We start from the raw sequence: 25104 nt of genomic DNA on the forward strand, positions 1-25104 counted from the left end.
CAGTGAGGCGGAAGGGGGAGTTACTTGAAGATGGCCGCGGGCACGTAGGACACCAGGGCCAGCACCAGGAAGGCGACGAAGTAGAAGGGGCCGAGCTCCTTGACCGTCTCGCCCACCTTGACCTTGGCCACCGCGCTGGTGATGAACAGCGTGGTGCCCACCGGCGGCGTGTACAGGCCGATCGCCAGGTTCACGGTCATCATGATCCCGAGCTGCACCAGGTCCATGCCGATGGCGTTGGCCAGCGGCACGAACACGGGGGTGAGCAGCAGCACGGCGGCGGGCAGGTCGATGAACATGCCGCAGACCAGCATCAGCAGGTTCATCAGCAGGATCACGCTCCAGCCGCTGTTCAGGTTCGCCTGGGCCCAGCCGACCACGCCGTCGGGCATGCGGTCGAAGGTCAGCAGCCAGCCGATCGCGGCCGAGGCCATGATCACCAGCAGCACCACCCCGGTGGCCAGGCCCGCCTCGACAACGGCATGGTGCAGCCGCTTGAGACCCAGGTCGCGGTAGACCACCGCCGACACCAGCCCGGCGAACAGCGTGGACAGCACCGCCACCTCGGTCGGCGTGGCAATGCCGAAGCGCAGGAAGACGATGATCAGCACCGGCAGCAGCAGCGCCGGCGAGGCATAGGCCAGCTGCCTGCGGAAGGCCGGCCAGTGGATGGGGCTCAGCTCACGCGGCAGGTTGCGCCGTTTGCCCACCCACCAGCAGGCGGCCATGAAGCCGCCGCACATCAGCAGGCCCGGCAGGATGCCGGCCACGAACAGCGCCGCCACCGAGGTGTTGGAGCTCAACGCGAACAGGATCATCGGGATCGACGGCGGGATCAGGATGTCGATCGTCGCGGCCGCGGCCAGCGTGGCCGCCGAGAAGGCCGGCGGGTAGCCCAGGCGCTTCTGCCAGGGGATCAGCAGCGAGCCGATCGCCGAGGCATCGGCCACCGCGGAGCCGGAGACGCCGCCGAAGATGGTGGACGACAGCACACCCACCTGGCCGGGGCCGCCGTGGAAGCGGCCGATCAGCGTGGAGAGCACGCCGATCAGCGACTCACCCAGCTTGCCGCCCATCATGAGCGTGCCGGTGAGCATGAAGAAGGGGATCGCGATGAGCGGGAAACTCTGCACCTGCGCAACCATCTGCTGCACCAGCAGGTCCAGCGGCACGCGGTCGGAGGTGGCTGCCGCGGCCATGGCGGCAGCCAGCAGGGCGTGGGCGATCGGCATGGCGGCCACGGCGGCCACACCAAAGACGAGGAGGATCAGGGCGGTCATGGGGTGTTTCCTCGGTTCAGGCCATCAGGCGACCAGCACGTCGTGCGCCGGCTTGTCGAGGTCGGCCGCCTGCAGCGGCAGCTCGCCGTGGCCGCGGAAGGACTCCCAGGCCGAGGCCAGGGCCAGCAGCGCCAGCATCACCATGCCCACCATCACGCAGCCGTAGGTGGCCGAGCCGGGCACGCCCAGGATGGGGCTCTTCTCGTCGGCCACGATGTCCAGCATCGCCCAGGTGGCCTTCGCCAGCGTCAGGTACAGGCCGGCCACGGCCAGCCAGACCCCCACCGCGAGCCAGCGCTTGGCACGGGCGGGCAGCGCGTCGCGCAGGAAGGTGGTGGCGATGTGCGAGCCATGCGCCGCTCCCAGCACCACGCCGGCCATCACGAGCCAGGGGAAGAGCAGCTCGGGCAGCTCGGCGCCCCACTGCAGGCTGGCGCCAGTGCTGTAGCGCAGGATGGTGTTGGCGCTGAGGATGAGGAAAATGACCGCGGTGGTGATCCACATCACCACCTGGCAGGTCAGCACGATGCCGCGTTCGAGGGCTTTCATCGCCGGGCTCCAGGGGACACTTGGAATGACGCCGGGCAGGTGCCCGGCGCCGAGGGTCGGTCAGACCGTGGTCTCTGACGCAGAGCTGGCGCAAGCCAGCTGCGCAGTCAACGTCACTTCGCGCGGGCGGCGATCACCTTCTTGACGTACTCGCCGATCGGGCTGGCCATCCACTTGTCGTCCACCGAGGACGTGGCCTTCTCGAACGCCGCCTTGTCAGCCACGTCCACGCGCACGCCCTTGGCCTTGAGGTCGGCCACCAGCTTCTCGTCGGCCTCCTGCGACAGCTTGCGCTGCAGCGCGGTGGCCTCGGCGGCGGCGTCCTGCAGCACCTTGTGGTCGGCCGCAGAGAGCTTGTCCCAGCTGCGCTTGCTCATCAGGAAGGGCGTCATCTCGTACTTGTGGCCGGTCAGCGAGATGAACTTGTTGACTTCGTAGAGCTTGCTGGCGTGGATGTTCATCAGCGGGTTCTCCTGCCCGTCGACCACGCCCTGCTGCAGCGCCACGTAGAGCTCGGCAAACTTGATCTGCTGCGCCTCGGCGCCCAGGCTCTTCATGATGTCCACCGTCACCGCATCGGGCGGGGTGCGCATCTTCATGCCCTTCATGTCCTCGGGCTTCAGGATGGGCTTCTTGCTGTTGGACATGTGGCGCACGCCGTTGTCCCAGTAGCCCAGCACCACCAGGCCCTTCTCGGCCGACTTGGCCGCCAGCTCCTGGCCGAGCGGGCCGTCCAGCACCTTCCAGGCCTGCGGCAGGTTGGCAAACAGGAAGGGCATGCCGAAGGCGGCGTACTCCGGCACCACCGCGGCCACCGCACCCTGCGAATTCGCCGACAGGTCCAGCGCACCGGTGCGCAGCTGCGTCACCATCGCCGCGTCGTCACCCAGCTGGGCGGAGGGCGAGACCTGCACCTCGATGCGGCCACCCGACTTGGCCTTGACCACCTCGGCGAACTTCAGCGAAGCCTCGTGGCGCGGGTTGCCCGGCGCGGCGCCGTGGCCCAGGCTGAGCTTGACGGCCTGGGCCTGCGCAGCGCTGGCGAACAGGGCGGCGGCGGCCAGGGCGGCGGTGCTGAGAAGGTGGGTTCTGCGGTTCATCGTTGTCTCCTGAGGGCCGCCGAAGCGGCCAGGTTCTGGGTGCGAGGGATCGTCTGGTTCAGTGGATCAGCATGCCGCCGTTGACGTCCAGCGTGACGCCAGTGAGGTACTTGGCGAGGTCGCTGGCCAGGAAGACCACGCAGCCGGCCACGTCGGCGGGCTCGCCGATGCGGTTCAGCGGGATCTGCTCCAGGATGCCCTTCATGCGGTCCTCGGGGATCAGTCCCTTGTTGATGTCGGTGGCGATCAGGCCCGGGGTCACGGCGTTGACGCGGATGCCATCGATGCCGAACTCACGCGCCATCGCGCGGCCCAGGCCCAGCATGCCGGCCTTGGCCGCCGAGTAGTGCGGGCCGCCCAGGATGCCGCCGCCGCGCTGCGCGGAGACCGACGAGGTGTTGATGATCGAGCCGCTCTTCTGCGCGCGCATCGCCGGGATCACGGCCTGCGACATGTAGAGCATGCCGCGCAGGCTCACGTCCAGCACGGCGTCGTAGTCGGCGCCGGTGATGTCCAGCGTCTTGCGCGGCTGGGTGATGCCGGCGTTGTTGAACAGGATGTCGATGCGGCCACACTGGGCCAGCACTTCGGCAGCAGCGCGCTCGCAGGAGGCCTTGTCGGTCACGTCGGCCACCACGCCGAGGTGCTGCGGGCCCAGCTGGGCAGCCGCCCCCGCCGGGTCGGCGCGTTCCAGGTCCAGCAGCACCACACGGGCACCGTGGGCGGCCATCATCCTGGCGGTGGCGAAGCCCAGTCCGTTCAGGCCGGCACCACCGGTGATCAGGGCAACCTTGTCTTTGAGCAGCATCTCTTGTCTCCGTGAGGGGGTTCGGGAGGGGGTGGGCGCGGTGCACGAAGGAAGTGCATCGCTGGAATGGGCGCGATTCTTCGAGCCCGTGACCATGAAGACAAGCGATAAAATTTCAGCGTTACATGAATGTTCTTCATGCTGCGACGCAGCTCAGGGTGAACACGGATTCTCAAAAGTCGCGTGAGGTTTTGCTGAAATGAAACTGCCCCCACGCTCACTTCGCTCGCTGCCCCCCGAGGGGGCGCGTCAGTACCTTCGGACGGCCGGGCGGTACTAGGATGAAACTATCTTCATGCAGCCGGCGTGAGTTGTACGGCGTAACCGATCTGCTGAAGCCTGCGCACCAGTCGGGTGGCGGTCTTGTGGGCGTCGGCGCGATCGAAGTGGGCGGCGCCGAGGTCATGCCACTCGGTGCCGTCGCGCAGCATGTGCCAAGCCGCGGTGAGCATCGAGGCGGCCACGCCGATGATCGCCTTCTTGGCGCCGCGACGAGCGCGCAGGCGGTGGAACTGCGCCTGCAGGTAGCTGCCCTTGACTTTGATGGCTGCCCAGGCGGCTTGCACGAGGGTGGTCTTGAGCCACCTGCCGCCACGGCGCAAGCGAACGCTGCGACGCTTGCCGGCGCTCTCGTCGTTGCGCGGGCACATGCAGGCCCAGGACAGCAGATGAGCCGGGGTGGCGAAGCGCGACATGTCGATACCGATCTCGGCCACGACCACATGGGCGCTGACCTCGCTGAGGCCCGGCATGGTGCTCAGCAGCTTGGCGGCGTGCCGAAAGGGCGCCAGCCCTTGACCCACCTCCTTCTCGATGGCGGCGATGGCCTGATCCAGCGCATCGATGTGCCCCAGGTGCAGCTTGAGCATGAAGCGGTGGTGAGCGCTGACGCGGCCGCGCAGCGCTTCGAGCAACTCGGCACGGCTGGCCTTGACGCGCACGCTGACCAGCGAGACCAGGCGCTCGGGATCGCGCTCGCCGCCGATGAGGGCCTGCAACACGGCCCGGCCGCTCTTGCCCACGATATCGGCCAGCACGACGCCAAGCTTCAAGTTGGCGTCTTCGAGCACCTTCTCGATGCGTTGGACGTGCGCGCTGCGCTCGCGCACGAACTGCTTGCGGGTGCGCGTGAGCGAGCGCAGTTCCTGTACCGCCACCGGCGGCACGAAGCTGGCGCGGATCAGGCCGTGGGCCAGCAAGTCCGCCAGCCACATCGCGTCGTTGACGTCGGTCTTGCGGCCAGGAACGTTCTTCACGTGCGCGGCGTTGGCCAGCACGAGCTCGAAGTGGCCTTCGAGCACGTGCCACACTGGCTTCCAGTACACGCCGGTGGCCTCCATGGCGACGTGCTCGACGCCGAAGGAGTCGAGCCAGTCGCCAAGGGCCAGCAGGCCCGAGGTAGTCGTCTGGAAGGTGCGCACCTCCTGCAAGGGTGGGCCGTCGCGGGCGATGCGCACGCACGCCACCACCGTCTCCTTGTGCACGTCCAGTCCGGCGCAGCGCGGGTAGATCACTTCCATGATCGCCTCCAGTCCGCGGCGACATCGGCATGCGGCCCACGTCATCGAACTCTAGGATGCGTGCTCAGGGGCGCGAAGCCCAAGGCGACAGTGCGGGGTGCTCGTGGAGCCGCGGGTCCAACTGACATACGGGTTCGAGACACCAAGTACGAACCGACCTCTGCGCCGGACGCCGCCACCGCATTACACGCCCGTTTCATGCGTCGCGGGTCGCGCGAAGCGCGGTGGAGCAACTGACATGGCCCAGTTACCCCCCCTGCCCACCCTGGTCGCCTTCGAGACCGTGGCGCGTCGGCGCAGCTTTGCGCTGGCGGCCGGCGAGCTGAACCTGACCGCCTCGGCCGTCAGCCACCAGATCGCCAAGCTGGAGGATTTCCTCGGCGTGAAGCTGCTCGACCGCTCGCCGCAGGGCGTGCGGCTGTCCGCCGTGGGCGAGTCCTACCTGCGCCGCGTGGCCGGGGCGCTGGGCGCCATCAGCGCGGCCACCGAGGACGTGCGCCAGGGCGTGCGCAACAGCCTGTACGTGCACGCCAGCCCCAGCTTCGGCAGCCTGTGGCTGATGCCGCGGCTGGCGCACTTCGCACAGGCCCACCCGGGCATCTCGCTGTTCCTGTCGGCCTCGCCCACGCACAGCGACTTCGCGCTGGGCCAGGCCGACCTGGACATCCGCTACGGCCTGCCGCAATGGCCGGACCTGGTGGTGCAGCCGCTGTTCGAGGAGCCCATCCTGCCGCTGGCCAGCCCGGCCTTCATCGAGCGGCACCGGCTGCGCGAGCCGGCCGAGCTGCTGGCCACGCCGCTGATCCAGAGCACCGTGAGCGTGGTGCAGTGGGCCGACTGGCTGGCCACGCGCGGCGTCCACCAGGGGCCGGAGCGCTACGCGCTGCGCTTCGACCGCGCCCAGCTGGCGATGGATGCGGCCGTGCAGGGCCTGGGGGTGGCGCTGGAAAGTGCCGTGATGGCTGCGCCGCACATCAGCGAGGGCCGGCTGGCGCCGGTGTTCGATGCGGCCTGGGCCGTGCGGGTGCAGGCGCACTTCCTGGTCTACCCGGCGCGCCACGCCAAGCGCCCGGAGGTGGAGGCCTTCGTCACCTGGATCGGGCAGCAGGCCGCACCGGCACCGGCCTGACGCAGACGGGCGCTCGGCCAGGAGGCCGCGCGTCAACCGGCCCGGATCGGCTCCACCAGCCGCCGCAGCCGCTCGCGCACGCCGCGGCCGACCTGGCCCGTCACGGCCACCGACGGCCCGGCGGCCAGCAGGCGGCGGAATTCGGCGCTCACCGCATCCGCGTCCAGCGCCTCGATCTGCGCGGCCCTTTCGGCCAGCGGGCGCACCCGGCCGAGCACGAAGAGGTCCAGCGCCGCCGTTTCCAGCAGGCGGTCCGGCCGCTCGGCGTCGCGCAGGCGGCGCACCAGCACCTGGCGGCGCGCGCGCTCCAGGTCCACCGCGGCCACGCCCTGCGCCTGGGCCCGGACCAGCCGCAGTGCCTCGCCGACCACCTCGTCGAGGTGCTCGGGCGCCATCGAGGCCTCGATGACGAACTGCGCCCCCACGTCGAACACATCGGCCGAGCAGGCGGCGTAGTAGACCAGCGCGCGCTCCTCGCGCAGGCGCTCCATCAGCGGCGAGCTCATGCCCTCGCCCAGCACGGCCGCCGCCAGCGTGGCCGCGCCGTCGTCCGCCGCCAGGGGCGGGATCGGGAAGCCCAGCACCGCGTGCGCCTGGCCGGTGACGTCCAGGTGGCGCGAGGCCAGGCCGCCGCCATAGACCGCCGGCGCGACGAGGTTGGGCTCACCCGCCGGCAGCGCCCCGAAGGCCGCCTCGGCCGCGGCCACCACCGCATCGACGTCGATCGCCCCGGCCGCCGCGACGATGACGTTGCAGCCGGTGTAGAGCCGCTGCACGTGCGCGGCGAGGTCCTCGCGGGTGAAGCGCTCGATGTGGCGGCGCGTGCCGATCACCGGCTGGCCGAAGGGGTGCAGGCCCCAGCTGGCATGGTCGAGCAGCTTGAAGGCGGTGGACAGCGCATCGTCCTCGTCCTCCGCGTACTCGGACAGCAGCACCTGCCGCTCGGACTCCAGCTCGTCGGCCGGGAAGGTGGCGTTGAGCACCAGGTCGCCCAGCATGTGCACGAAGGTGGGCGCATCCACCCCCAGTCCGCGCAGGTGGAAGGCGGTGTGGTCCTTGTCGGTGTGGGCGTTGACGTCCACACCGAGCAGCTCGGCCTCCAGGTTGATGCGCCGCCGGTCGCGTGTGCGTGTGCCCTTGAACACCATGTGCTCGACCACATGGCCGATGCCGCTGAAGCGCCTCGCCTCGTGCACGCTGCCGGCGCGCACGAACACGCTGACGCAGGCGCTGGCCAGGTGCGGCAGCTCGCAGGTGAGCACGCGCACGCCGTTGGGCAGCGTGGCCACCTGGGGCGCAGCGGCGCGCGGGGTCGTCGCGGACGGGGTCGTGGCGGGCAGGTTCACCGAGGCGGTCAGCGGATGTTGTCCGGCAGTTCGATCTTGACTTCGAGCACTTCGAGGTTCTCCTGGCGCTCCAGCGAGACCTTCAGGTCCGAGGGCGCGATGTGCACGTACTTGGAGATCACCGCCAGCAGCTCCTCCTTGAGCTTGGGCAGGTAGTCGGCGCGCGTGGCGCCGCTGCCCGAGCGCTCGTGCGCCAGGATGATCTGAAGCCGCTCCTTGGCCACCGAGGCGGACTTCTTCTTCTCGCCCGCGAAGAAGGACAGGAAGGACATGTCGCTCACCTCCCGCCAAACAGGCGCTTGAAGAAGCCGGGCTTGACCGCGTCGGTGAAGCGCATCGGCAGCTCCTCGCCGAGGAAGCGGCCCACCAGGTCCTTGTAGGCCTCGGCCACGTCGGCGTCCTTGAGGTGGATCGCCGGCAGGCCCTGGTTGCTGGCCTCCAGCACCGCCTCGCTCTCGGGGATCACGCCGATGAGCGGGATGCGCAGGATCTCGTGCACGTCCTCCAGCGACAGCATCTGGCCGCCCTCGACCCGCAGCGGGTTGTAGCGGGTGACCAGCAGGTGCTCCTTGACCGGCTCGCCGCCCTCGATGGCGCGGCGCGTGCGCGAGGCCAGCATGCCCAGGATGCGGTCGCTGTCGCGCACCGAGGAGACCTCCGGGTTGGTGACCACCAGCGCCTCGTCGGCGAAGTGCATCGCCATCAGCGCGCCGGTCTCGATGCCTGCGGGCGAGTCGCAGACCACGTACTCGAAGCCCATCTCCGCCAGGTCGGCCAGCACGCGCTCGACGCCCTGCTGCGTCAGCGCCTCCTTGTCGCGCGTCTGGCTGGCCGCCAGCACGAACAGCTGCTCGCAGTGCTTGTCCTTGATGAGCGCCTGGTTCAGGTTGGCCTCGCCCTGGATCACGTTGACCAGGTCGTAGACCACTCGGCGCTCGCAGCCCATGATCAGGTCGAGGTTGCGCAGGCCGACGTCGAAATCGATCACGGCAGTCTTGTGGCCGCGCAACGCCAGCCCGCTGGCGAAGCTGGCGCTGGTCGTGGTCTTGCCCACGCCCCCCTTGCCGGAGGTGACGACGATGACTTTGCTCATGGGAAGGGCGGTCCTCTCTCTCTACTTGCTGTCTGTTGTCCGCGAGGGCTCTATTTTGAGCGCGTCAGGCAGGCGCGCGGCTCGAAGCGCCATTCAGAGCCGGATCGGCTCGATGACGATGCGCTCGCCCTCCAGGCGCACCTGCGCCGGCTGGCCCTGCACGCCCGCCGGGAAGGGGTCCTCGGTGGTGCGGTAGATGCCGGCGATGGACACCAGCTGCGGGTCCATGCCGGTGCTGAAGATGCGCGCACTGCTGTCGCCGCTGGCCCCAGCGATGGCGCGGCCGCGCAACGGACCGTAGACGTGGATGCTGCCGTCGGCGATCACCTCGGCGCCAAAACTGACCGCCGAGAGCACCACCAGGTCTGCGCCGCGCGCATAGACCCGCTGGCCGGAGCGCAGCGGCGTGTCCACCACCAGGGTGCCCCCCATGCGGTGCGGCTCGGCGCCCTCCCTGGCTGGCAGCACCGCCAGGGTGCTCTCACTCAGGGCCGACGGGACAGAAGGGGCTGACGGGGCTGGCGGGGCTGGCGGAGCATCACCAGCCGGCTCGATCGAAGCCTCGGCGGACGCCTCGGCCGGTTCGTCCGCACGCGCCTGAGCCGCAGGCTCGCTGCGCGGCAGCCGGGCGCAGGCCTCGGGCAGGCCGACCTCCAGGGCCGCGGCCATCTGCGCGGGGCTGCCGCCCTGCACGGCCACGGGCAACAGGCCCTGCGCGCGCAGCGTGGCCAGCAGGTCTGCGAAGGCCACGGCCAGGTCGTCGGCGGCCAGCGCGGCCAGGTCGACCACCACCGGTTCGTGGTCGAACAGCCCGGGGCTGTCGGCACCGCAGGCGGCCAGTGCCGCGCCCAGCGCCTCGTCGTCGGCCGTGTGCAGGCGCAGCACGGTCAGCGTCCAGGCGCTGCTCTTGAGATCGAAGGCGGGAAGGTCCGTGACCGGATGGGACATGGCAGGGGGCGGCAGTGGTCGGCGGGAAGGCACGAGACACCGCTTCCCCACCAGGGAATCGGCCCACGCCCCCCGCAGGACGATCAGACGGTCAGGCAGTTTATCTGCCGGCGCGACCGCCCGGGGCCGGTGGGCCCCGTCGAACTCAGGACCGCAGGTCGAAGCGGTCCAGGTCCATCACCTTGGTCCAGGCGGCGGCGAAGTCCTGCACGAACCGGCCCTCGGCATCGGCGCCGGCATAGACCTCGGCCAGGGCGCGCAGCTGCGAGTTGGAGCCGAACACCAGGTCCACCTGGGTGCCGGTCCACTTCAGCTGCCCGCTGCGGCGGTCCCGCCCCTCCAGCACCCCTGCGGTGGTGGCGCTGGGCTGCCACTGCGTGTCCATGTCGAGCAGGTTGACGAAGAAGTCGTTGCTCAGCGTCCCCGGCCGCTGGGTGAACACGCCGTGGGCCGAGCCGCCCACGTTGGCGCCCAGCACCCGCAGGCCGCCGACGAGCACGGTCATCTCCGGCGCACAGAGCGTCAGCAGCTGGGCCCGGTCCACCAGCAGCTCGGCGGCCACCCCCTCCAGGCCGGGGCGGACGAAGTTGCGGAAGCCATCGGCCCGTGGCTCCAGCACCGCGAAGGAATCCACATCGGTCTGCGCCTGGCTGGCATCCGTGCGCCCGGGCGTGAAGGCCACGGCCACCTCGTGGCCAGCCTGCTGCGCCGCGGCCTCCACCGCCGCACCGCCGGCCAGCACGATCAAGTCGGCCAGCGAGACCCGCTTGCCGCTGCCGGCCGCCGCCTGCGCCGAATTGAAGCCCTGCTGGATGGCCTCCAACGTCGCCAGCACCGGCCCCAGCTCGGCCGGCTGGTTGACGGCCCAGTCCCGCTGCGGCGCCAGGCGGATGCGCGCCCCGTTGGCGCCGCCGCGCTTGTCGCTGCCGCGGAAGGTGGACGCCGAGGCCCAGGCCGTGCGCACCAGCTGGCCGATCGACAGGCCCGAGGCCAGCACCTGCTGCTTGAGCGCGGCGATGTCCTGCGCATCGACCAGGACATGGTCGACCGCGGGAATCGGGTCCTGCCAGGTCAGCACCTGCGCGGGCACCAGCTTGCCCAGGTAGCGCGAGCGCGGCCCCATGTCGCGGTGCGTGAGCTTGAACCAGGCGCGCGCGAAGGCATCGGCAAAGGCCTGCGGATCCTGGTGAAAGCGCCGCGCGATCGGCTCGAAACCCGCATCGAAGCGCAGCGACAGGTCCGCCGTGGTCATCATCGGCGGGTGCCTGCGCGACCGATCATGCGCGTCCGGGATCAGGTGCTCGGGCCGGCAGTCCTTGGGCGTCCACTGCTGCGCACCGGCCGGGCTCTTGGTGAGCTCCCACTCGTAGCCGAACAGCATGTCGAAGTAGCCGTGGTCCCAGGTCGTGGGGTTGGGCTTCCAGGCGCCCTCGATGCCGCTGGTGGTGGTGTGCATGCCCTTGCCGCTGCCAAAGGCATTGCGCCAGCCCAGGCCCTGCTCCTCGATGCCAGCCCCTTCAGGCTCACGGCCGACCAGGCTGGGGTCGCCCGCGCCGTGCGCCTTGCCGAAGGTGTGGCCGCCGGCCACCAGCGCGACGGTCTCCTCGTCGTTCATCGCCATGCGGGCGAAGGTCTCGCGCACATCCCGCCCGGAGGCAACCGGGTCGGGGTGGCCGTTCGGGCCCTCCGGGTTCACGTAGATCAGGCCCATCTGCACGGCCGCCAGCGGGTTGGCGAGCTCGTGCTGGCCACCCGCCCCCGCGCTGTGGCGCTCGTCGCCCAGCCAGGTGCTCTCGCCGCCCCAGTGGATGTCCTGCTCGGGCTCCCAGATGTCGGCCCGGCCACCGGCAAAGCCGAAGGTCTTGAACCCCATCGACTCCAGCGCCACGTTGCCGGCCAGGATCATCAGGTCCGCCCAGGACAGCTTGCGGCCGTACTTGCGCTTGACCGGCCAGAGCAGCCGGCGCGCCTTGTCCAGGTTGGCGTTGTCGGGCCAGCTGTTGAGCGGCGCGAAGCGCTGGTTGCCGGTGCCCGCACCGCCGCGGCCATCGGCAATGCGGTAGGTGCCGGCGCTGTGCCAGGCCATGCGGATGAACAGCGGGCCATAGTGGCCCCAGTCGGCCGGCCACCAGTCCTGCGAGTCGGTCATCAGCGCGTGAAGGTCGCGCACCACCGCGTCCAGGTCCAGGGTCTTGAACTCAGCGGCGTAGTCGAAGCCCGCGCCCATCGGGTCGGATGCCGGCGAATGCTGATGCAGCACGCCCAGGTTCAACTGGTTCGGCCACCAGTCCCGGTTGCCGCGGCCGCCGGTCGCCATGGTGGTCTGGGAAGGCGCGTGGCCCGCGAAGGGACACTTCGAGACATCGGACATGAGGGACTCCTTCAACAGCCCGTTCTGGGCTGGTGAAGGCAGTCTAGGAATGACCGCTATTTTTATCCAATCAATCGAAGTTAATTTGTCGATAGCTAAATACTGAATTCAATCGGGAACGCACTGCACGGCGGCGCCGGACCCACCGACCCAGATGGCCCCAATGACCCTGGCCGCAGACGTCGAGCCCGTCAGAATGCAGGCGGAACCGCCCAGCAGGCCGGGCGCAATCAGGGAAGCGTGAACGTGAACAAGAAGACCCTCAGCGAACGCGACATCTGCACCCAGTTCATCACCCCGGCCGTCGTGGCGGCGGGTTGGGACCTGCAGCGGCAGGTGCGCGAGGAGGTGACGTTCACCCAGGGCCGCGTGATCGTGCGCGGCCGGCTACACACGCGTGGCCAGGCCCGGCGGGCCGACTACGTGCTCTACCACCAGGCCAACCTGCCGCTGGCGGTGATCGAGGCCAAGGACAACAGCCACGGCCCGGGCGAGGGCATGCAGCAGGCGCTCGACTACGCCGAGGCTCTGGATGCGCCCTTCGTCTTCACCAGCAACGGCGACGGCTTCGTCTTCCACGACCGCAGCGGTACCGGCACGCAGGTGGAAACCCACCTCGGCCTGGACCAATTTCCCAGCCCCGCCGAACTCTGGCGGCGCTACTGCCTCTGGGCTGACCTGACCGACGCTGACGTGCGCGCCCGGGCGCAGGTGCCCTACTACGACGACGGCAGCGGACGCGCGCCGCGCTACTACCAGGTCAACGCCATCAACCGCACGGTGGAGGCGGTGGCCCGCGGCCAGCGGCGCGTACTGCTGGTGATGGCAACCGGCACGGGCAAGACCTACACCGCCTTCCAGATCATCTGGCGGCTGTGGAAGAGCCGGCAGGCGCGGCGCATCCTCTTCCTGGCCGACCGCAACATCCTGGTCGACCAGACCCGCAACAACGACTTCAAGCCCTTCGGCGCGGCGATGACCAAGATCACCGGCCGCAGGATCGATACCAGCTACGAGATCTACCTCAGCCTGTACCAGGCGATCACGGACAACACCGGGGGCGCCGAGGAGGACAAGAACATCTACAAGCGGTTCTCGCCGGAGTTCTTCGACCTCATCGTGGTGGACGAATGCCACCGCGGCAGCGCCGCCGAGGACTCGGCCTGGCGCGACATCCTGGCCTACTTCGGCAGCGCCACCCAGATCGGCCTGACCGCCACGCCGAAGGAAACCAAGGACGTCTCCAGCACCCACTACTTCGGCGAGCCGGTCTACACCTACAGCCTGCGCCAGGGCATCGACGACGGCTTCCTCGCCCCCTACAAGGTGGTGCGCATCGACTTCGACCGCGACCTGCAGGGCTGGCGCCCGCCCAAGGGCATGCTCGACAAACATGGCGAGCCCATCGAGGACCGCATCTACAACCTGCGCGACATGGACCGCCAGCTGGTGCTGGAGATGCGCACACTGGCCGTGGCCGCCAAGATCACGCAGTTCCTGAAGTCGTCGGACCCCTACGCCAAGACCATCGTCTTCTGCGACGACATCGACCATGCCGAGCGCATGCGCCAGGCGCTGGTGAACCTCAACCCCGAGCGGGTGCGCGAGAACCGCAAGTACGTCATGCGCATCACCGGTGACGATGCCGAGGGCAAGGCCGAACTGGACAACTTCATCAACCCCGAGAGCCGCTACCCCGTCATCGCCACCACCAGCAAGCTGATGACCACCGGGGTCGATGCGCAGACCTGCAAGCTGATCGTCCTGGACCAGCACATCCAGTCGATGACCGAGTTCAAGCAGATCATTGGCCGCGGCACCCGCATCAACGAGGACTACGGCAAGTTCTGGTTCACGATCATGGACTTCAAGAAGGCCACCGAGCTGTTTGCGGACCCGGCCTTCGACGGGGATTCGGTGCAGATCTATGAGCCCAAGGACGACGAGCCGCCCGTCCCGCCGGAGGAAATCCCCCCCGACCCCCCTTTTTCAAAGGGGGGAGAAGATGCCCTCACAGGCGCTGCCGCTGACCTGGAACCCCCCTTTGAAAAAGGGGGGCAGGGGGGATTTGCAGCGGACGAAGGGCAAGGCGGCCGCAAGAAGTACGTCGTCGGCGACAACGTCACCGTCCACATCGTGGCCGAGCGGGTGCAGTACTACGGCCCGGACGGCAAGCTCATCACCGAGAGCCTGCGCGACTACACCCGCGGCTGCGTGGCCAAGCAGTACGCCAGCATGGACGCCTTCCTGCGCCGCTGGAACAGCGTCGAGCAGAAGAAGGCGGTCATCGACGAACTGGCCGCCCAGGGCGTGATCTGGGAGGCGCTGCAGGAGGAAGTCGAGGGCAAGCTCGGCCAGCCGCAGGGCGGGCTCGATGCCTTCGACCTGATCTGCCACGTCGCCTTCGACCAGCCGCCGCTGACGCGCCGCGAGCGGGCCGAGAACGTGCGCAAGCGCAACTACTTCGCCAAGTACCAGGGCGCGGCGCGGCAGGTGCTGGAGGCGCTGCTGGCCAAGTACGCGGACAGCGGCATCGAGCCGATCGAGGACCTGAAAATCCTGCAACTGCCCCCCTTCGACCGCATCGGCGCGCCGATCGAGCTGGTGAAGGCCTTCGGCGGCAAGGCCGGCTATGTCCGGGCCGTGGCCGATCTGGAAGCCCAGCTCTACGACCTGCGCCAGGCTTGACCCAAAACCAAAATCCCATGTCCCTCTCCGCCTCCATCAAATCCATCCAGGACACCATGCGCAAGGACGTGGGCGTCGACGGTGACGCCCAGCGCATCGGCCAGCTGGTCTGGATGCTGTTCCTGAAGATCTTCGACGACCGCGAGCAGGAATGGGAGCTGCTCGACGACGGCTACCGCAGCCCGCTGCCCGAGACCTACCGCTGGCGCAACTGGGCGGCCGACCCGGAGGGCATGACGGGCGAGGAGCTGATGAGCTTCGTCGACAACGAGCTCTTCCCGGCGCTGCAGAGCCTGACCGATCCGGTCCGTGGGCACACGCCCACGCCGGTGGCCTTCGTCATCCGCAGCGTGTTCGAGGACGCCTACAACTACATGAAGAGCGGGCAGCTGCTGCGCCAGGTGCTCAACAAGATCCAGGCGGCGGTGGACTTCAACCGGGCGCAGGAGCGCCACGCTTTCGGCGACATGTACGAGCAGCTGCTGCGCGACCTGCAGAACGCCGGCAACGCGGGCGAGTTCTACACGCCGCGGCCGGTCACCGAGTTCATGGTGCGCATGGTCGACCCGCAGCTGGACGAGAAGGTGATGGACCCGGCCTGCGGCACCGGCGGCTTCCTGACCTGCACCATCGAGCACAAGCGCGGCCGCTACGTGAAGACGCCGCAGGACGAGCAGGTGCTGCAGGCCAGCCTCTACGGCGTGGAGAAGAAGCCGCTGCCGCACCTGCTGGCCACCACCAACATGATCCTGCACGGCATCGAGGTGCCCAGCCAGATCCGACACGACAACACGCTGGCGCGGCCGCTGATCAGCTGGGGACCGAAAGACCGGGTGGCCTGCATCGTCGCCAACCCTCCCTTCGGCGGCATGGAGGAGGATGGCATCGAGACCAACTTCCCCGCCGCCTTCCGCACGCGGGAAACGGCCGATCTCTTCCTGGTGCTGATCATGCATCTGCTCAAGGACGGCGGCCGCGCAGCGGTGGTGCTGCCTGACGGCTTTCTGTTCGGCGAGGGCATCAAGAGCCGCATCAAGGAAAAGCTGCTGACCGAGTGCGATCTGCACACCGTGGTGCGCCTGCCCAACGGCGTGTTCAACCCCTACACCGGCATCAAGACCAACCTGCTGTTCTTCACCAAGGGCCGGCCGACCACCGACGTGTGGTTCTACGAGCACCCCTACCCGGTGGGGGTGAAGAACTACAGCAAGACGCGGCCGATGCGCATCGAGGAGTTCGCTGCCGAGGAAGCGTGGTGGAGCGACCGGCAGGAAACGCCGATGGCCTGGAAAGTCAGTCTCGACGAGATCCGCGCCCGCAACTGGAACCTCGACTGCAAGAACCCGCACGTCGGCGAGCAGGAAAGCCACGACCCTGACGAACTGCTCGCACAGTACCGGCAGATGCAGGCGGAGATCGCGGCGCTGCAAGAGCAGTTGAAGGCGGCGCTGTCCGGGGCGTTGGACGGGCACTGACGTGCTGCCGTATCGCCCCGCGCTGAAGCCCCTGGCCCGGCAGCTGCGGCGGGACATGACCGACGCCGAACGCCACCTGTGGTCACGCCTGCGCGGTAAGCAGGTTGACGGGCTGCCGTTCTATCGGCAAAAGCCGCTGGGTGGGTACATCGCCGACTTCTATTGCGCGGCGGCACGTCTGGTGATCGAAGTCGACGGGTCTCAGCACGGCGAAGCGGATGCACGCGCGTACGACCAGGTGCGCACGCAGGTTTTGGAAGGCATGGGGCTGCGGGTGCTGAGATTCAACAATCGACAGGTGATGATGGAAACCGAGGCCGTGATGGCTGTGATACTCGAGGCGGTGATGGCGAGATTGGGAAGGGGTCCTGCGGGTGAGGCCGAGGAAATCCCCCCCAACCCCCCTTTTTCAAAGGGGGGAGAGAAGGCATGACCAGCGTCGACACACGCGCCCACCCCCACCTCACCCCACCCGGTCCGGTCCCCCCCTTTGAAAAAGGGGGGCTAGGGGGGATTTCCGCCGTCCCCACCGAGGCCAAGCCATGACCGCCGCAGTGATGGAGAACCTGGAGCTGCTGGCGGGGGCTCCGGCGGGCGTGGAGCGGCTGCGTTCCTTGATTCTTGAATTGGCAGCGACCGGTCAGCTTGTCGCGACCGAAGGCGAATCGCGGCAACTCAGAATCGACGAGTTCTGCACCGTGCAGGGAGGCATTCAGAAGACGCCGCTACGCGCTCCGGTGTCTCATCACTTCCCGTACCTGCGGGTAGCGAACGTCCAGCGCGGCCGAATTGACGTGGCCAGTCTGGAGCGATACGAGCTCACCCCTGACGAACTGGAACGATGGCGCCTCGTGCCTGGCGATCTGCTGATCGTCGAAGGCAACGGCAGTGAGTCTGAGATTGGCCGCTGCGCCGTATGGCGGGGCGAGGTGTCTGATTGCGTCTATCAGAACCATCTGATGCGCGTGCGTCCCAGCGCAGAGGCCTGCATTGACTTCCTGGCGATGTACCTGAACTCGCCCGTCGGGTCAGCACACATGCGTCGCTTGGCCATCACCACCAGCGGCCTCTTCAACCTGAGCGTCGGAAAGATCCGCTCCATTCCAGTTCGACTGCCCCCACTGCCTGAGCAGCACCGAATCGTCGCCAAGGTCGATGAACTGATGGCCCTGTGCGACCGGCTGGAAGCGCGGCAGCAGGACGCCGAGGCTGCGCACGCCCGGCTGGTGCAGGCGCTGCTGGACAGCCTGACGCAGGCGCGGGATGCGGAGGAGTTCCAGACGTGCTGGCAGCGGGTGGCGGAGCAGTTCGACGCCGTGTTCACCACCGATGGCAGCGTCGACTCGCTGAAGCAGACGGTGATGCAGATCGGTGTGGAGGGCCGGCTGTGCGCTGGCGCACCACGTTCGACTTGGCAGCTCAAGACGATCAACGAGTTCTGCACAGTGCAAGGGGGCATCCAGAAGACGCCGCTTCGCGCACCGGTGCGGCATCACTTCCCGTACCTGCGGGTGGCCAATGTGCAGCGCGGCCGCATCGATGTTGCGCAGCTGGAGCGATACGAGCTCGCGCCTGACGAACTGGATCGCTGGCGGCTGTATGCAGGCGATCTGCTCATCGTGGAAGGCAACGGCAGCGAGACCGAAATCGGCCGTTGCGCGATCTGGCACGGCGAGGTCGATGATTGCGTGTACCAGAACCACCTGATGCGAGTTCGCCCGACCGACGACGATGCCGTCGAGTACCTGGCGCTCTACCTCAACTCGCCTGTCGGTACGGCGCACATGCGGCGCCTGGCCATCACCACCAGCGGGCTTTTCAACCTGAGCGTGGGCAAGATCAGAAGCATCCCGGTCGAACTGCCGCCGCCGGCAGAGCAACGCCGCATCGTCGCCAAAGTCACCGAACTCCTCGCCCTCTGCGACCAGCTCAAGGCCCGCATCGCCGCCGCGCGCGCCAAGCATGCGCAGTTGGCCGAGGCGTTGGTGGCGCAGGCCGTGGCGGGCTGACCCTCTGACGATCTGACCACCGCCATGCAGCGTGTCTACATCAGCGACACCAACATCTGGATCGACTTCGGCCAGGCCGGGTTGCTGGATGCGCTGTTCGAGCTGCCGTTCACTTTCGTCAGCACCGACATCGTGGTCGACGAGCTGAACAACCCGGCGCCAGCAGGTCTGCTGGAACGCGGGTTGGTTGTGGAGACGCTGGCAGAAGAAGCGGTCGAACAGCTGTTCACGCTGATGGCCGAGCATGGCAACAGCTCGCTGGCCGACGTGTCGTGCTACCTGATCGCGAAGATGCAGGGCCTACCGCTGCTCACGGGCGATGGTCGGCTTCGCAAGCAGGCGGCAAAGGACGGCGTGCAGGTGCACGGCGCGTTGTGGCTGCTGGATCAACTGGTGGCACACGACATCGTCACCAAGGCCCATGCCGCCGCAGCGCTGCAAACCATGCTGGATGCCGGCGCACGGCTGCCGCCGGTCGATTGCGCACACCGCCTGGCCGCCTGGCGGACCTGAGTCGCGGCGCGTCAGGCCGCCAAGGGTTCTGCGGACAGGCGGGCCAGGCCCGGGTCAAGTTCTGACACCGGGCACTGCATCAGTTCGGCTGCGCGCGGCAGACTGATCAGGTCCTCGGCCAGCGCGCGATAGACCAGGGACTCGAAGCGGCGCGGCTGCTCAGCCAGCAAGGGCTCGGGCTCGGCCTTCTTCCAGCCGTGGGTCGCGAACTGGATGTTCATGGACGTATAGCCCGGCTCGGTGATCAGTTGCAGATCCTTCAGCCTGCGCAAGGCTAGCGCCATCGACACGCCGTAGCGGCGTTTGGCGTTCAGCAGTTCGGCCGCCAGCACGCGCGTGCGGCAGTGGCTGCCGAAATCGGCCCGCACCCGCTCGGCCGGGTACAGGAAGGCACCTGCGAAGCGGTGGCAGCAGGTTTCCTTGTCCTTCTCGGGCATGTCTGCGGGCAGGTCCATCACCCAATGGCCCAACTCGTGCGCGGCGGTGAAGCGGATGCGTTCGCCGGGGCGGCTGCCGTTCAGCGCGATCAGCACATGCTGCTCGTCGTGGGTGGCGGCGCAGGCGCCATCAAAGCCGTCATGGTCGTCCAGCAGCGCCACCTTGATGCCGTGCTCTTCCAGCAGCTCGGCCAGGTGCGCGATGGCGTCGCCGCCGATCGCCCACTGCGCACGCAGCTGCTCAGCGGCCGATTCGGCCTGCTCGAAGCTGCTCACGGCGAACGCGCGCGGGGGCTGCAGGGGCGGCTGGGCGGCTGCGTCCGGCTCGAAGCAACGCTCCAGGCTGGCGTAGCGCTCCAGGTGGTCACGCATCTGCTCGCCGATCTGGTCCTGGCGCTTCTGCGGCATGCGGGCGAGCTTGCGGAACTCCAGCGCCGACAGTTGCACCCCGTCGGGTCGGAAAAAGTACTCCGGCTTGACCGACAGCGCCTTCGCCAGCTGAAGCAGTCGGGTCGAATTGGGCGGTGGTCCGCCCTTCTCGAACTTGCTCAGCCCCTGCTTGCTGATGTCGCCGAGGCTGCGCGCCAGCGCCTCCAGGCTCAGACCTCTCAGCAAACGCGCACGGCGGATTCGGTCGTGAATCATCGTGCTCTCCTTGGTTGACGAATTTTAGGTCGACCTAACTGTCATGGCCCGGGCGGGTCACCCTGGATGATGGAAGACACTGAGGGTGTGCGGGCCTGAGCGGGTAGAGGTCGGTCAATATTTTGATGGCACTCGACCGCGATCGCTAACTTGACCCGCTGCCGACCACTCGTACCCAGGATTGCCTGCGGGCGCTGCTGAGTTCCTTGCGGAGCCCGGGCGCCCGACAGCCCACATTAAAGAGAGCCGCCAGGCTTTGTCCCGGCAGGCCGTTGGTCGGCGGCACCTGCGCGGGCCCGCACGCTTGTGATTGTTGTTCAAGCTGCAGGAGCCCGGCAATGGATCTGACCCCGATGCACAAACGCGTGATCGCGCTGGACGTACACCAGGCCAAGATCACCGCCTGTGCGGTGGTCGAGCATGACGATGGCCGAGTGGAGGTCACCAAGCGCGACTTCGGAGCCTTCAGACGCGACCGCCGTGCCTTGGCGCAATGGTCGCTGGAGATTCGGCCCGAGGTGGTGGTGATGGAGAGCACGGGGGTGTACTGGAAGAGCCCGTTTGCGGCGCTGGAGGCGGTGGGCATCATCGCGTGGGTGGTCAACGCGCGCCATGTCAAAGCTGTGCCCGGGCGCAAGACCGACATGGCCGATGCGCAGTGGCTGGCCACGCTGGCGCGTGCGGGCCTGTTGCGCGCCTCGTTCATTCCACCGGTGGACTTGCGCCAGCTTCGTCTGGTGGCGCGTCAGCGGCAGAAGCTCGTGGGCATGTGCAGCGCCGAGAAGAACCGGCTGCACAAGGTGCTGGTAGATGCGGGCATGCGCATCAACGTGGTGGTCAGCGACATCCACGGTGCCAGTGCACGCGCCATGGTCAAGGCGCTCATTGCGGGCCAAGCCATGTACGAGGTGCTGGATCAAAAGGGGCGCCTTCGGGCCAGCCGGGACGAGTTGTTCGAGGCCCTGAGCACCGAGCAGTTCAGCGCCGCGCACCGCTTCGTGGCCCAGGAGATCATGCAGCACATCGAGCACATCGAGACCCGCATCGCCCGCATGGACCAATACCTGCTGGACGGACTGCGCGCCTGGCAGCCGCAGCTCAAGCTGCTGCAGACCTTGCCGGGTATCGACATCCAGGGCGCGGCGATGCTGCTGGTGGAGATCGGCGCGGACATGGACGTCTTCGGCAGTGCCGAGCGGCTGGCCAGCTGGGTGGGCATCTGCCCGGGCAACAACGAGAGCGCGGGCAAGCGCAAGACCGGGCGCATCCGCAAGGGCAACGCCTGGGTCAGAAGGCTGCTGTGCGAGTTCGCCCAGGCTGCAGCGCGTACCCGCTGCGCGCTCAAGGCCAAGTTCGACGCGCTGGCCATTCGCAAGGGACACAAGAAGTCCATCGTGGCGCTGGCCCACAAGATGCTGCGTACCGTCTACGCCATGTTGGCCAACGGCACCCACTACCAAGACAAGGAGGTCGACTACGAGGCCCTGAACGTCCAGCGCAACGCCCCGCGCTGGCTCAAAATGCTGCGCAAGCACGGCTTCATCGCCACCCCCACCGCCACCTGAGACTCGCTTGCCTGCTGACCTTGCGGCCCCGACCAGCCTCAGGTCAGGCAGCCACACGTCCGCGCTTGGGTGTCTTCCACATTAACGTTTGTCAACCAGGAAATTGCACCCGCATGTGGGGTCTGAACGTCGGTGTCAACCCAATTCGGCAAACAACCCGATGTCTCCTCCTCGTCTCTGGATCCCGCCATGCTCCGCCTCCATCGCCCCCGTTACCAAAGCACCTGAGCCATCGCTGCTCGCCTGGGCGTGCCGATCGACACCTTCCTGCACCTGTACGAGCAGCCGCACTGGCGCGTGCCGCGCCCGCGGGTGATCCGCGATCGCGCCCGCTGGGACATGGTCGAGATCGAGTACTGGCTCGACACCCTGGCGCAGGTGAGCCCGCCGCCGCTCGACGAGTGGCTGACCGTCAACGGTCATCGGGTGGCGCCCTACACGGTCGGCTGGAGCCTGCTGGAACTGCTGCGGCCCCGCTGGTGGCACCCGACCCTGCCGAGCGCGCCTGCGGCCGCCTGAGTGGATTCCAGGCCCCACCCCAACCCCATCACGACCTGCACGCCCGTCGGCCCGGTGCCGCCGGGCGGTTCCTCCGGGTGCGGGCATGGCGGCCCGGCATCGCGCCCTTTAATGTGGAAGACACCCAAGCGCGGACGTGTGGCTGCCTGACCTGAGGCTGGTCGGGGCCGCAAGGTCAGCAGGCAAGCGAGTCTCAGGTGGCGGTGGGGGTGGCGATGAAGCCGTGCTTGCGCAGCATTTTGAGCCAGCGCGGGGCGTTGCGCTGGACGTTCAGGGCCTCGTAGTCGACCTCCTTGTCTTGGTAGTGGGTGCCGTTGGCCAACATGGCGTAGACGGTACGCAGCATCTTGTGGGCCAGCGCCACGATGGACTTCTTGTGTCCCTTGCGAATGGCCAGCGCGTCGAACTTGGCCTTGAGCGCGCAGCGGGTACGCGCTGCAGCCTGGGCGAACTCGCACAGCAGCCTTCTGACCCAGGCGTTGCCCTTGCGGATGCGCCCGGTCTTGCGCTTGCCCGCGCTCTCGTTGTTGCCCGGGCAGATGCCCACCCAGCTGGCCAGCCGCTCGGCACTGCCGAAGACGTCCATGTCCGCGCCGATCTCCACCAGCAGCATCGCCGCGCCCTGGATGTCGATACCCGGCAAGGTCTGCAGCAGCTTGAGCTGCGGCTGCCAGGCGCGCAGTCCGTCCAGCAGGTATTGGTCCATGCGGGCGATGCGGGTCTCGATGTGCTCGATGTGCTGCATGATCTCCTGGGCCACGAAGCGGTGCGCGGCGCTGAACTGCTCGGTGCTCAGGGCCTCGAACAACTCGTCCCGGCTGGCCCGAAGGCGCCCCTTTTGATCCAGCACCTCGTACATGGCTTGGCCCGCAATGAGCGCCTTGACCATGGCGCGTGCACTGGCACCGTGGATGTCGCTGACCACCACGTTGATGCGCATGCCCGCATCTACCAGCACCTTGTGCAGCCGGTTCTTCTCGGCGCTGCACATGCCCACGAGCTTCTGCCGCTGACGCGCCACCAGACGAAGCTGGCGCAAGTCCACCGGTGGAATGAACGAGGCGCGCAACAGGCCCGCACGCGCCAGCGTGGCCAGCCACTGCGCATCGGCCATGTCGGTCTTGCGCCCGGGCACAGCTTTGACATGGCGCGCGTTGACCACCCACGCGATGATGCCCACCGCCTCCAGCGCCGCAAACGGGCTCTTCCAGTACACCCCCGTGCTCTCCATCACCACCACCTCGGGCCGAATCTCCAGCGACCATTGCGCCAAGGCACGGCGGTCGCGTCTGAAGGCTCCGAAGTCGCGCTTGGTGACCTCCACTCGGCCATCGTCATGCTCGACCACCGCACAGGCGGTGATCTTGGCCTGGTGTACGTCCAGCGCGATCACGCGTTTGTGCATCGGGGTCAGATCCATTGCCGGGCTCCTGCAGCTTGAACAACAATCACAAGCGTGCGGGCCCGCGCAGGTGCCGCCGACCAACGGCCTGCCGGGACAAAGCCTGGCGGCTCTCTTTAATGTGGGCTGTCGGGCGCCCGGGCTCCGCAAGGAACTCAGCAGCGCCCGCAGGCAATCCTGGGTACGAGTGGTCGGCAGCGGGTCAAGTTAGCGATCGCGGTCGAGTGCCATCAAAATATTGACCGACCTCTACCCGCTCAGGCCCGCACACCCTCAGTGTCTTCCATCATCCAGGGTGACCCGCCCGGGCCATGACAGTTAGCGTCGTCAGCCGGCGTCGTCGTCCCAGGCACCGCCCGCTGCCCGCTTCGCTCCATACGGGCAGTACCCCGGCCGCGGCCCGACCTGCGGGTGCTTGCGGCAGGTGCCCGGGCGCTTCTCGTAGACGGTGCAGCGGCGCGTGGCCTCATCAAGGAACTGGCAGTCGCCGTTGGCACGGCGCGCCATCGTGAAGATGCCGTCCTTCTGGTTGTAGCGCTCGACCTGCCTGGTCTTCACCAGCCGGCGGGCGATCAGGCGGGGCTCCTCGTGCTCGGCCTCGAAGGCGTCGACCAGGCCCAGGCGGACAAGGTCGGGCAGGCGGATCTCCACCGGCATCGTGCAGCAGTTGGCCGCGCAGGTGTCGCACAGGCCGGCGCGGTAGCGTGTCCAGGTCTCGGTGCGATCGACATCGACGAGGCGGATCGAGGAGCGCATCGCAGGCACCAAGCAAAACGCCCAGCGGGCGCTGGGCGTTTCTTGAATTTGGTGGCCAAGGGCGGAATCGAACCACCGACACGCGGATTTTCAATCCGCTGCTCTACCAACTGAGCTACTTGGCCGTCGAGCCCGTGACTATAACACCAGTTCAGCGGGCAGCAAGCAGTTTTTGCTGCGGCAGGCGCTTCAGTTACCGCCGCGCTTGTTGCGGCTGAGGTCCACACCCAGCTGCTTGAGCTTGCGGTACAGGTGGGTGCGCTCCAGGCCGGTGCGCTCGGCCACGCGGGTCATGCTGCCGTTCTCGCGGGCGAGGTGGAATTCGAAGTAGGCTTTCTCGAAGGCGTCGCGAGCCTCACGCAGCGGGCGGTCGAGTGAGAAGCTCTGCTCACTCACCGGGCCGGTGACCATCGCCAGCGTCGGTGCAGTCACCTGGGCACTCGCCGCGTGCATGGGGTACGGGTGGATGCCGTTGTGGTGGACGCCGTTGTGGGGAAGGCCCACGTTCAGCTCGGGCAGGCCGGGCTCGCGCTCGGGGCGCAGCGTGGACAGCGGCGCCGCCGGTGCCGGCACCGGCGGGCGCGGGGCCGGCTTGGCCAGGCCCTGCTCGACGGCGCGCAGGAGTTTCCGCAGCGTGATGGGCTTTTCGAGGAAGGCCATCGCGCCGTACTTGGTGGCCTCGACGGCGGTGTCGATGGTGCCGTGGCCGGACATCATGATGACCGGCATGTTGAGGTGAGCGCAGGCGCCCCACTCCTTGAGCAGGGTGATGCCATCGACATCGGGCATCCAGATGTCGAGCAGCACGAGGTCGGGGCGCTGTCGTTCGCGCAGGGCACGGGCCTGGGCGGCATTTTCTGCGAGTTCGACACTGTGACCTTCGTCAGTCAGGATCTCCTGCAGCAGGGCACGGATGCCCATTTCGTCATCGACGACAAGAATATTGGCCAT

General features: G+C 68.0%; 22 protein-coding genes and 1 tRNA gene. 8 read left to right on the top strand and 15 right to left on the bottom strand.

The annotated features are described in order from the left end of the window. Nucleotides 1-20: 20 nt before the first annotated feature. The 5 genes from NGK70_RS25600 to NGK70_RS25620 all read right to left on the bottom strand — a co-directional run bounded on the left by NGK70_RS25600 (nt 21) and on the right by NGK70_RS25620 (nt 5257). A complete protein-coding gene (locus NGK70_RS25600) occupies nt 21-1280 on the bottom strand; it encodes a TRAP transporter large permease (protein WP_251971247.1) in 1260 nt (419 codons plus the stop codon). Nucleotides 1281-1304: 24 nt separating this feature from the next. Next, entirely contained in the window at nt 1305-1829 is a 525-nt protein-coding gene (locus NGK70_RS25605) for a TRAP transporter small permease (RefSeq protein ID WP_251971248.1), read from the bottom strand. 113 nt (nt 1830-1942) lie between these two features. Next, a complete protein-coding gene (locus tag NGK70_RS25610; RefSeq protein WP_251971249.1) occupies nt 1943-2929 on the bottom strand; it encodes a TRAP transporter substrate-binding protein in 987 nt (328 codons plus the stop codon). Nucleotides 2930-2987: 58 nt separating this feature from the next. Beyond that, on the bottom strand, nt 2988-3737 hold the full coding sequence (locus NGK70_RS25615) for an SDR family NAD(P)-dependent oxidoreductase (RefSeq protein ID WP_251971250.1): 750 nt from the start codon (nt 3735-3737) through the stop codon (nt 2988-2990). 293 nt (nt 3738-4030) lie between these two features. After that, nucleotides 4031-5257 (bottom strand): IS110 family RNA-guided transposase, encoded by a 1227-nt coding sequence (locus NGK70_RS25620; protein ID WP_251969340.1) that lies wholly within the window; start codon nt 5255-5257, stop codon nt 4031-4033. A gap of 238 nt (nt 5258-5495) precedes the next feature. On the opposite strand from NGK70_RS25620, the gene NGK70_RS25625 reads away from it, so the two are divergent. After that, on the top strand, nt 5496-6386 hold the full coding sequence (locus NGK70_RS25625; protein ID WP_251971251.1) for a LysR substrate-binding domain-containing protein: 891 nt from the start codon (nt 5496-5498) through the stop codon (nt 6384-6386). Nucleotides 6387-6418: 32 nt separating this feature from the next. On the opposite strand, the gene NGK70_RS25630 is transcribed toward NGK70_RS25625, so the two are convergent. The 5 genes from NGK70_RS25630 to katG form a co-directional block, all read right to left on the bottom strand. After that, nucleotides 6419-7732 carry a M16 family metallopeptidase gene (locus NGK70_RS25630; protein WP_251971252.1) on the bottom strand — a complete coding sequence of 438 codons (1314 nt, stop codon included), beginning with the start codon at nt 7730-7732 and terminating at the stop codon, nt 6419-6421. Nucleotides 7733-7740: 8 nt separating this feature from the next. After that, nucleotides 7741-8004, bottom strand: a complete 264-nt coding sequence (gene minE / locus NGK70_RS25635) for a cell division topological specificity factor MinE (protein ID WP_251971253.1) — start codon at nt 8002-8004, stop codon at nt 7741-7743. A gap of 5 nt (nt 8005-8009) precedes the next feature. Next, the gene (minD, locus tag NGK70_RS25640) at nt 8010-8825 is read right to left on the bottom strand and encodes a septum site-determining protein MinD (RefSeq protein ID WP_251971254.1); all 816 of its coding nucleotides are present in this window, start codon (nt 8823-8825) and stop codon (nt 8010-8012) included. 93 nt (nt 8826-8918) lie between these two features. Beyond that, a complete protein-coding gene (gene minC, locus NGK70_RS25645; protein WP_251971255.1) occupies nt 8919-9773 on the bottom strand; it encodes a septum site-determining protein MinC in 855 nt (284 codons plus the stop codon). Nucleotides 9774-9918: 145 nt separating this feature from the next. Then, nucleotides 9919-12144, bottom strand: a complete 2226-nt coding sequence (gene katG / locus NGK70_RS25650) for a catalase/peroxidase HPI (RefSeq protein WP_251971256.1) — start codon at nt 12142-12144, stop codon at nt 9919-9921. Between the two features lie 246 nt (nt 12145-12390). Here katG and hsdR point away from each other — a divergent pair, with 246 nt between their 5' ends. The 5 genes from hsdR (at nt 12391) to NGK70_RS25675 (ending at nt 18829) form a co-directional block, all read left to right on the top strand. After that, nucleotides 12391-14832 (top strand): EcoAI/FtnUII family type I restriction enzme subunit R, encoded by a 2442-nt coding sequence (hsdR, locus tag NGK70_RS25655; protein WP_251971257.1) that lies wholly within the window; start codon nt 12391-12393, stop codon nt 14830-14832. A 17-nt stretch (nt 14833-14849) separates the two neighbouring features. Further along, a complete protein-coding gene (locus NGK70_RS25660; protein WP_251971258.1) occupies nt 14850-16307 on the top strand; it encodes a type I restriction-modification system subunit M in 1458 nt (485 codons plus the stop codon). 1 nt (nt 16308) lies between these two features. Beyond that, a complete protein-coding gene (locus NGK70_RS25665) occupies nt 16309-16740 on the top strand; it encodes an endonuclease domain-containing protein (RefSeq protein WP_256490726.1) in 432 nt (143 codons plus the stop codon). 109 nt (nt 16741-16849) lie between these two features. Continuing rightward, on the top strand, nt 16850-18316 hold the full coding sequence (locus NGK70_RS25670; RefSeq protein WP_251971260.1) for a restriction endonuclease subunit S: 1467 nt from the start codon (nt 16850-16852) through the stop codon (nt 18314-18316). A 24-nt stretch (nt 18317-18340) separates the two neighbouring features. Next, on the top strand, nt 18341-18829 hold the full coding sequence (locus NGK70_RS25675) for a PIN domain-containing protein (protein WP_251971261.1): 489 nt from the start codon (nt 18341-18343) through the stop codon (nt 18827-18829). Nucleotides 18830-18840: 11 nt separating this feature from the next. Here NGK70_RS25675 and NGK70_RS25680 read toward each other — a convergent pair whose 3' ends face one another. After that, entirely contained in the window at nt 18841-19911 is a 1071-nt protein-coding gene (locus NGK70_RS25680; protein ID WP_251971262.1) for a helix-turn-helix domain-containing protein, read from the bottom strand. Between the two features lie 338 nt (nt 19912-20249). On the opposite strand from NGK70_RS25680, the gene NGK70_RS25685 reads away from it, so the two are divergent. Beyond that, nucleotides 20250-21476, top strand: a complete 1227-nt coding sequence (locus tag NGK70_RS25685; protein ID WP_251969229.1) for an IS110 family RNA-guided transposase — start codon at nt 20250-20252, stop codon at nt 21474-21476. Nucleotides 21477-21725: 249 nt separating this feature from the next. Further along, the gene (locus NGK70_RS25690; RefSeq protein WP_251971263.1) at nt 21726-21995 is read left to right on the top strand and encodes a hypothetical protein; all 270 of its coding nucleotides are present in this window, start codon (nt 21726-21728) and stop codon (nt 21993-21995) included. 193 nt (nt 21996-22188) lie between these two features. Here NGK70_RS25690 and NGK70_RS25695 read toward each other — a convergent pair whose 3' ends face one another. From NGK70_RS25695 to NGK70_RS25710, 4 genes are all read right to left on the bottom strand, one after another. Continuing rightward, the gene (locus NGK70_RS25695) at nt 22189-23415 is read right to left on the bottom strand and encodes an IS110 family RNA-guided transposase (RefSeq protein ID WP_251969229.1); all 1227 of its coding nucleotides are present in this window, start codon (nt 23413-23415) and stop codon (nt 22189-22191) included. A gap of 309 nt (nt 23416-23724) precedes the next feature. Further along, entirely contained in the window at nt 23725-24153 is a 429-nt protein-coding gene (locus NGK70_RS25700) for a YkgJ family cysteine cluster protein (RefSeq protein WP_251971264.1), read from the bottom strand. 49 nt (nt 24154-24202) lie between these two features. Continuing rightward, nucleotides 24203-24278, bottom strand: a tRNA-Phe gene (locus NGK70_RS25705). A 64-nt stretch (nt 24279-24342) separates the two neighbouring features. After that, nucleotides 24343-25104 carry a response regulator gene (locus NGK70_RS25710; RefSeq protein ID WP_251971265.1) on the bottom strand — a complete coding sequence of 254 codons (762 nt, stop codon included), beginning with the start codon at nt 25102-25104 and terminating at the stop codon, nt 24343-24345.

The sequence above is a fragment of the Sphaerotilus microaerophilus genome, assembly GCF_023734135.1.
Lineage (GTDB): Bacteria > Pseudomonadota > Gammaproteobacteria > Burkholderiales > Burkholderiaceae_C > Sphaerotilus > Sphaerotilus microaerophilus.

What these genes read in the sequence shown, in the direction of transcription:
- minC (WP_251971255.1), bottom strand. Translation starts at nt 9,773, where the DNA reads ATGTCCCATCCGGTCACGGACCTTCCCGCCTTCGATCTCAAGAGCAGC.
- NGK70_RS25610 (WP_251971249.1), bottom strand. Translation starts at nt 2,929, where the DNA reads ATGAACCGCAGAACCCACCTTCTCAGCACCGCCGCCCTGGCCGCCGCC.
- NGK70_RS25685 (WP_251969229.1), top strand. Translation starts at nt 20,250, where the DNA reads ATGGATCTGACCCCGATGCACAAACGCGTGATCGCGCTGGACGTACAC.
- NGK70_RS25670 (WP_251971260.1), top strand. Translation starts at nt 16,850, where the DNA reads ATGACCGCCGCAGTGATGGAGAACCTGGAGCTGCTGGCGGGGGCTCCG.
- minE (WP_251971253.1), bottom strand. Translation starts at nt 8,004, where the DNA reads ATGTCCTTCCTGTCCTTCTTCGCGGGCGAGAAGAAGAAGTCCGCCTCG.
- katG (WP_251971256.1), bottom strand. Translation starts at nt 12,144, where the DNA reads ATGTCCGATGTCTCGAAGTGTCCCTTCGCGGGCCACGCGCCTTCCCAG.
- NGK70_RS25615 (WP_251971250.1), bottom strand. Translation starts at nt 3,737, where the DNA reads ATGCTGCTCAAAGACAAGGTTGCCCTGATCACCGGTGGTGCCGGCCTG.
- NGK70_RS25660 (WP_251971258.1), top strand. Translation starts at nt 14,850, where the DNA reads ATGTCCCTCTCCGCCTCCATCAAATCCATCCAGGACACCATGCGCAAG.
- NGK70_RS25675 (WP_251971261.1), top strand. Translation starts at nt 18,341, where the DNA reads ATGCAGCGTGTCTACATCAGCGACACCAACATCTGGATCGACTTCGGC.
- NGK70_RS25605 (WP_251971248.1), bottom strand. Translation starts at nt 1,829, where the DNA reads ATGAAAGCCCTCGAACGCGGCATCGTGCTGACCTGCCAGGTGGTGATG.
- NGK70_RS25600 (WP_251971247.1), bottom strand. Translation starts at nt 1,280, where the DNA reads ATGACCGCCCTGATCCTCCTCGTCTTTGGTGTGGCCGCCGTGGCCGCC.
- NGK70_RS25695 (WP_251969229.1), bottom strand. Translation starts at nt 23,415, where the DNA reads ATGGATCTGACCCCGATGCACAAACGCGTGATCGCGCTGGACGTACAC.
- NGK70_RS25680 (WP_251971262.1), bottom strand. Translation starts at nt 19,911, where the DNA reads ATGATTCACGACCGAATCCGCCGTGCGCGTTTGCTGAGAGGTCTGAGC.
- NGK70_RS25700 (WP_251971264.1), bottom strand. Translation starts at nt 24,153, where the DNA reads ATGCGCTCCTCGATCCGCCTCGTCGATGTCGATCGCACCGAGACCTGG.
- NGK70_RS25710 (WP_251971265.1), bottom strand. Translation starts at nt 25,104, where the DNA reads ATGGCCAATATTCTTGTCGTCGATGACGAAATGGGCATCCGTGCCCTG.
- NGK70_RS25620 (WP_251969340.1), bottom strand. Translation starts at nt 5,257, where the DNA reads ATGGAAGTGATCTACCCGCGCTGCGCCGGACTGGACGTGCACAAGGAG.
- minD (WP_251971254.1), bottom strand. Translation starts at nt 8,825, where the DNA reads ATGAGCAAAGTCATCGTCGTCACCTCCGGCAAGGGGGGCGTGGGCAAG.
- NGK70_RS25625 (WP_251971251.1), top strand. Translation starts at nt 5,496, where the DNA reads ATGGCCCAGTTACCCCCCCTGCCCACCCTGGTCGCCTTCGAGACCGTG.